Source organism: Mesorhizobium sp. M2A.F.Ca.ET.067.02.1.1 (assembly GCF_004023285.1).
Taxonomy (GTDB): Bacteria; Pseudomonadota; Alphaproteobacteria; order Rhizobiales; family Rhizobiaceae; genus Mesorhizobium.
In genome coordinates, this window is the sequence record NZ_RZSB01000400.1 from 1 (window position 1) to 5,539 (window position 5,539).

The 5,539-nt window shown below is 66.6% G+C and carries 5 protein-coding genes; 2 read left to right on the top strand and 3 right to left on the bottom strand.

From position 1 onward, the window contains the following. Positions 1 to 1,194, bottom strand: a 1,194-nt coding sequence (locus EOA28_RS23235) for a sugar ABC transporter ATP-binding protein (RefSeq protein WP_148670813.1), incomplete at its 3' end; no start/stop codon positions are given. 19 nt (positions 1,195 to 1,213) lie between these two features. Further along, positions 1,214 to 2,149 (bottom strand): sugar ABC transporter substrate-binding protein, encoded by a 936-nt coding sequence (locus tag EOA28_RS23240; protein WP_127250010.1) that lies wholly within the window; start codon positions 2,147 to 2,149, stop codon positions 1,214 to 1,216. 156 nt (positions 2,150 to 2,305) lie between these two features. Here EOA28_RS23240 and EOA28_RS23245 point away from each other — a divergent pair, with 156 nt between their 5' ends. Beyond that, positions 2,306 to 3,364, top strand: coding sequence for a LacI family DNA-binding transcriptional regulator (locus EOA28_RS23245; protein WP_127250011.1), 1,059 nt, complete (start codon positions 2,306 to 2,308; stop codon positions 3,362 to 3,364). 69 nt (positions 3,365 to 3,433) lie between these two features. Here EOA28_RS23245 and EOA28_RS23250 read toward each other — a convergent pair whose 3' ends face one another. After that, positions 3,434 to 4,612 carry an MFS transporter gene (locus tag EOA28_RS23250; RefSeq protein ID WP_126080200.1) on the bottom strand — a complete coding sequence of 393 codons (1,179 nt, stop codon included), beginning with the start codon at positions 4,610 to 4,612 and terminating at the stop codon, positions 3,434 to 3,436. A gap of 235 nt (positions 4,613 to 4,847) precedes the next feature. Between EOA28_RS23250 and EOA28_RS23255 the strand changes: the two genes are divergently transcribed. Further along, positions 4,848 to 5,539 (top strand): NUDIX domain-containing protein (locus EOA28_RS23255; RefSeq protein ID WP_148670814.1); only part of this gene is annotated, 692 nt, incomplete at its 3' end.

A 5,539-nucleotide genomic window follows, 5' to 3' on the forward strand; every position in this document is an offset into this window, starting at 1 on the left:
GTCCTGCCCTTCATCAGCCTGCGCCAGCCGCGCCCGCCTGCGCAGGCTGATGAAGGGCAGGACCGGGCTGGCGAGGAGAGGCGTGAGATTGCCGAGGCTGAGATTGAAGGCGACGGATTTGCCGAGGAGCAGCCCCTCCGTACGGCGCTCCTCCGGCACAAGGCCGAGCCCGGCGCGCACCGCGCCGGCCGGGGTGCGCGGCGCAAAAGGCCTTCCCTCTATCGTCATGCTGCCGGCGTCGGGCCGGTCGGCGCCGTAGAGCAGTCGCGCGAGCTCGCTGCGCCCGGCGCCGACAAGGCCGCCGAGCCCGAGCACCTCGCCGCGGCGGAGGTCGAAGCTTGCTTCCTCCACGCGCGGCAGGCGGCGCAGGCCCCGCACCGACAGCACGATCTCGCCGCCCGTCGCCTCGCGCGACTTAGGCAGCTGTTCGACCGCCCCGCCGACGATCTCCTGGACCAGCCGGCGCCGGGTCAGTCCGGAGCCGTCGAGGACCGCAACAGACCGGCCATCGCGGAAAACGGTGACGCGGCTGCACAGATCGAGGATTTCGTCCAGCCGGTGCGAGACGTAGAGCACCGCCACGCCCGCCGCCGAAAGCCCCCGGATGATGGAGAAGAGCTTGCGGCACTCGCCTGCCGAGAGCGAAGCGGTCGGCTCGTCCATGACGATGAGGCGCGCCTTCCACACCAGCGCCCGGGCGATGCTGATCAGCCAGTTCTCGGCCGTCGACAGGCTCTTGGACGCGGCATCGAGCGGCGCGGTTATGCCGACGCGCTCGATGATCGGCGCGACGTCGCGCTGGATCGCGCTCCAGTCGACCAGGCCGAGCCTCGTCTTTTTCTTGGGCAGGCCGAGCATGATGTTCTCGAGCACCGTCATATCCGGCACATAGGCGAGCTCCTGATGGATGAAGCTCATGCCGAGCCCGCTCGCCGCGTGCGGCGACACGATCGCCACCGGCCTGCCCTCGATGGCGATTTCGCCCGTGTCCGGCTGGGTCACGCCGGCCAGGATACGGATCAATGTCGACTTGCCGGCGCCGTTGGCGCCGACCAGCCCATGCACTTCGCCGGGCAGCACGGAGAGCGAAGCGCCGCGCAGCGCCTGCGCTCCTCCGTAGGATTTGCTGATCGCATTCGCCGCCACGAACGGCACCGCCGGCGGCGCCGCCATCGCTGTCGGGACTGGGTTCATGGGTGAAGCGTTGAGGTTCCTATTTCATGGCGTCCGGATGCTTGGCGATGAAGTCGTCGATAGTGTCCTTGGTGACGAGCACCGCGGGCACCTCCACCGCCTTCGGCGTCCAGTCCGCGCCGGCCTTGCGGATCTCCGGCAGCAGTTTGATCATAGTGTAGCCTTCTGTATAGCTGTCCTGCCAGGCGGTCGCGGTCATGAAGCCGTTCTTGATGTTCTCCAGCGCCTGCGCGTTGCCGTTGACGCCGTAGACCTTGACGTCGTCGCGGCCCTGCGCCCTGAGCGAGCCGATGGCGCCGATCGCCGGATCGTCCCAGCAGCCCCAGATGGCGAGATTCTCCTGGCCTGCCGGATGCGAGGCCAGCCAGGCGTTGGCATATTGCGCGCCATCCTCGAAATAGCCGGGGATGCGCACCTCGTTCTTGGTGACCTTGATGTCGGGATTGGCCGCAAGCGCCTTGTCGAGTTCGACCTCGCGGTTTCGGCAGACCTCGCCTGTGTGATAGGTCAGCGCCAGGATGGAGCCCTTGCCGCCCATCGTCTTCAGCATCAGCTCATTGACCGGCACCACCATCGGCCCGCCCGACCCATTGGTGGCGGCGACCGAGCTTCCCAGCCCGCCGCCCCAGGTCACGACCGGGATATTGGCCGACTTGGCCGCCTGCAGCCCGGCCCCGATCGAGGAATAGGGAAACACCATGTCGACGATGGCCGCCGAGCCGCGCTGCGCGAAATTCTGGATCGCGGCATTGGCCTGGTCGGCGCTGCCCGCCGCATCGATGACCGAAACATCCCAGCCGATCTCCTTGGCGGCGGCCTTGGCGCCGACGATATAGCGGGCGTTGTTCGCCTCCGTCGCCGAGATCGAGACGATGCCGGCCAGCGGCGTGTCCGCCCGAGCGGGAAACGCTGCGGCCGCGGCCGCCAACGCAGCCCCAATGACTATCCACTTCATGATTTCCTCCCTTTGATGTTACGGCGCCTACCTCGCCGAACCGTTTCGCTAGATTATGCGGATAACAACGGCAATCAAGCAAATTTTCGGGGATTTAGCCTAGACAAAGGCCATTTTGGCGACCAAAACTCAACTAATCGATTAGCTGAGTTCGCTATGGCCACCATCAAGGACGTCGCTCGCAAGGCAGAGGTATCGACGGCAACGGTGTCGGCGGTGATTAACGATTCCGCCTATGTGAGCCCGGAATTGCGGGCCCGCGTCCTGGCCGCCGTCCGTGACCTCAGCTATGCGCCCTCGCTCGCCGCGCGGAACCTGAAGCGCGGGCGCAGCCAGTTGATCGCCCTGGTCGTGGCCGATCTCGCCAACCCCTTCTTCTCGCGCGTCGTGTGGGCGGCGGAAGCGGCGGTCGCCGCCTGGGGCTATTCGCTGCTGATCTTCAACAGCGACGAGAAGCCGGAGGTCGAGCGTCGCATCCTCGCCCGCGTGCGAACACTCTCCTGCGACGGGGTGATCCTGGTCCCGGTCGGCGACTCGACGGAGCATCTGCAGAACGATCCCGACGGCAAACCGATCCCGACCGTGCTGTTCGGCCGTACCGTCGCCGATGACAGGTCGGACACGGTGACGATCGACAACATATCGGCCGGCAGGCAGGCGACGGAATATCTGCTCGATCTCGGCCATACCCGCCTCGGCACGGTCACCGGCCCGCTGCATGTCACCACCGGGCGGGGCCGCCTCGACGGAATGCTGGCGGCCATGCGGTCGCGAGGCCTGACGCTTGAATCGCGCTATATACGCTCGGGTGAGTTCCGTGAGGATGCCGCCTATTCGGTGGCGCGCAGCCTGTTGGAACAGCCGGCGCGGCCAACGGCGCTCTATGTCGCGAGCGGTCTGATGGCTCTCGGCGTGATGCGGGCAGTCGCGGATCTCGGGCTGCGCTGTCCGGGCGACATCTCCATCGCTTCCACCGATACCATCCCTGGCATCGGAGGCTTGCGTCCGCGCTTGACGCGCACCGAGCATCCACTCGTCGACATGACCAACGAGGCGGTGCGGCTTCTCGTCGATCAGATCAGGCGTGGCGGTCCTGCCGAACCGCGCAACGTCGTCTTCCAGCCTTCACTGGTGGTCGGCGACAGCTGCGCGCCGGTCGTGGCGCAACCCGTGGCGTCGCCGCCCAGCTCCGACCCAATGACCCCCGCGCCTTGATCCGATCGAGGCTTGCGTTTTCGGGCGGCGCCCATCCCTCGTCTCGACAGCGGAAAGTCCGCAAGGGCCTCAGCCCGCCTGCGGGGCCGTTCGGGCCTGCACGGGCAGCCGGCGTTCGAACTCCCACAAAAGGACCGGGCAGGCTAGAAGAGCCGCCGAGCCGAGGCCGAGCGCCGCGCCGGCGCTGCCCGTCCAAAGCGAAAGCTTGCCGCCGAACCAAGGCGCGATCAGCATCGTGGCGTAGTAGACCGTGTAGAAGAGCCCCATTCCCAGCGCCCGTGTCGCCGGCGCCAGCACCCGCGCCGGCAGGCTCATGATCGCTCCGGCCGGCAGCCCGCAGACCAGGCCGAGCACAACCATGGTGGGCAGCACCGCTGAACAGCGCCATAGCAAGAGGACCAAGGCCGCGAAAGCGAGACAGCTTGTCGCCAGCATGGCGTTGCGGCTCCTGCTCTGGTCCGCGAGGTAGCCTCCGAGCGGAACCGAAAGAGCCGCGAGCCACAGCACGATGCTGACGGCCGAACCGGCGGCGGCGGTCGACCAGCCGCGCTCGACCAGCATCGACGGCGCGAAACTGAAGATCATGGCGAAGCCGACATTGTAGAAGGCCCAGATCAAACCCGCCAGCAGCACGGCCCAGACAGCAGGCTTCGCGAGCCGTGAGCCTTCCGCTGAAGCCGGAGCGGCGGCGGGTCCGGGTGGCTGGTACAGGAATCCCACCAGCGCAAGCGCCGCGACGATGAGCGCCATCACGGCAATCTGCGTCCCCGCTATGCCGAATTCCGCCCGTATCAGCGGCAGCCCGGCGAGCGTGAGGGCGATGCCCAGCGGCCAAGAGTTGATGAAGATCGCCATCGCCGTGGCGATCCGCCGGCCCGTGAACCAGTCGACGACCATCTTGGTCATCAGCACGTTCAGCAGCACGCCTCCGACCCCGGAGATCAACCGTGCCGCGATCTGCACGCTCCATGAGGTTGAGGTGAAAAGCAGCATCTCGCCGGCCAGCATCATCGCCAGGCCGGCGAGCACGCTTGCCTTGTCGCCGAAGCGCCTGCCGATCGCGCCGCCGGGAAGCGCCAGCGCAACGCCCGGGGCGAAGTACAGACCGATGAGCACGCCGATGTCGGCGAGGTTTGCGTCGAGCGCCTTGCCCAGTTCCGGCGCAATGGCCGCGATACTCTGGAATTGCACCGCTATCGCGGCGCGGGCGACGAACAGAACGGCAAGGATGGTCCAGCGGCTGGGCACGGCACTGCTCCTGCTGAGACACTTGGCGGCTCGACTACGGTAGAAAGCAATGAATGTCTGGCGCGATCGATATCACGGATAATGCACTATTCGGCCCGCTCGGGAAGCGATCTGTCGCCCTGCATGAAAGCCTCATCACCAGTGCCAAGACGGCGCTCCGTCATCGACCTCACAACTCATCGTTGACATATATTCATAACAGATATATGTGTCTTGCATATTAGCGGAGCGTTCGATGAACGAGACCGATTTCCTCAAGGACTACGACCCAAGCGCCTTCCAGCGGCCGTCGGTGGCGGTCGACCTTGTGCTGCTCGGTATCCGCGCCGGCCGGCCGGCCGTGCTGCTGGTCAAGCGCGACCAGCTTCCGCATGCGGGGCGCTGGGCGCTGCCGGGCGGCTTTGTCGGCATCGACGAATCCCTCGACGCGGCCGCCGCGCGCGTGCTGCGCGAAAAGGCCGGCATGGGCGAGGCGCATCTCGAGCAGCTCTACACATTCGGCGCGGTGGAGCGCGATCTGCGCATGCGCATCATCAGCGTCGCCTATCTGGCGCTGCTCACCGAGCAGGCCTTCGATGCGGCGCTCGGCGCGAAGCCGACGCTGCTGCCAGCTACGATCCAGGTGCCCTGGGCCGGCGAGGCTGGTGGGCCGGTCGATGTGCTCGCGCCGGAAGGCGAAAAACTGATGCTCGCTTTCGATCATGCCGATATCCTGGCGATGGCGATGCTCAGGCTGCGCGGCAAGCTCGACTATTCCGATGTCGGCTTCGCGCTGCTGCCCGAATTCTTCACGTTGCGGCAGCTGCAGGATGTGCATGAGGCGATCCCGGGCACGTCGCTCAACAAGCCCGCCTTCCGCCGGCGCCAGCTCGACAAGGGCTGGCTGGCGGCGACCGGCGCCTATGAATCGGGCGCTGCTTTCCGCCC

Excerpts from the sequence above, each read along its gene's own strand:
- EOA28_RS23240 (WP_127250010.1), bottom strand. The coding sequence starts at position 2,149 with ATGAAGTGGATAGTCATTGGGGCTGCGTTGGCGGCCGCGGCCGCAGCG.
- EOA28_RS23245 (WP_127250011.1), top strand. The coding sequence starts at position 2,306 with ATGGCCACCATCAAGGACGTCGCTCGCAAGGCAGAGGTATCGACGGCA.